The organism is Staphylococcus sp. 231237_7MaSpsaltlick, from assembly GCF_043107035.1.
Genome location: NZ_JBICNX010000253.1, coordinates 1 through 638, shown reverse-complemented (window position 1 = coordinate 638; position 638 = coordinate 1). Strand labels below are relative to the sequence as shown.

At 32.3% G+C, this 638-nt stretch carries 2 protein-coding genes; both read left to right on the top strand.

The genetic code is table 11. The annotated features are described in order from the left end of the window. Nucleotides 1-10: 10 nt before the first annotated feature. The gene (locus tag ACF91D_RS31285; protein ID WP_392438630.1) at nt 11-322 is read left to right on the top strand and encodes a DUF960 family protein; all 312 of its coding nucleotides are present in this window, start codon (nt 11-13) and stop codon (nt 320-322) included. A gap of 15 nt (nt 323-337) precedes the next feature. Beyond that, nucleotides 338-638, top strand: a 301-nt coding sequence (locus tag ACF91D_RS31280) for a DUF1643 domain-containing protein (RefSeq protein WP_392438628.1), incomplete at its 3' end; no start/stop codon positions are given.

Sequence of the window (638 nt, the reverse complement as noted above, 5' to 3'; positions counted from 1 at the left end):
AGAAATGAGTATGGAACGTTATATTACACGAGGTATTGCCAATTACTTACCAGCAATATTACAGCAACAATTATGGAGGCTCATAGCTCAACGAGAACAAGAACAATTCGATGACAATGAATCATTGGATTATTTTCATATATTCCAGTTCAATATGCATAGTAGTCAATTATATATCAAACATAAGCAAGAACGTCCAGAGTACGTCAAAATTCATAAGGCAAATTATTCAAAAGCTATCAATATTAATAAGGTCTACGTTATCAGAGAAGATGACGTAGACCTTTCTTATTATGTCATGTTACTACCCGAAGAATATTAATAGGAGGCCTCAATCATGCAAACAATAAAAAGTGTATTAGAAACTGAAGCTATTTTCAGTGATGACAAACAGCACCGATATTTGCTTAAGAAGATATGGAACAGCGACAAACAAACTGTAACGATCATTACTATGTATCCCCATTACGAGGGTGTTCTCAATATAGATTTAACTACACAACTGGTTATGAATAAAATCTCTGAAATGGATAAATCAGGTTCAATTAATTTTGTGAATTTATACTCCAATATTACGACACCCATAAATATAAAGCATTTAGAAAATAGCCATGACAAGCATACAGACATTCAAATTA

Excerpts from the sequence above, each read along its gene's own strand:
- ACF91D_RS31285 (WP_392438630.1), top strand. The coding sequence starts at position 11 with ATGGAACGTTATATTACACGAGGTATTGCCAATTACTTACCAGCAATA.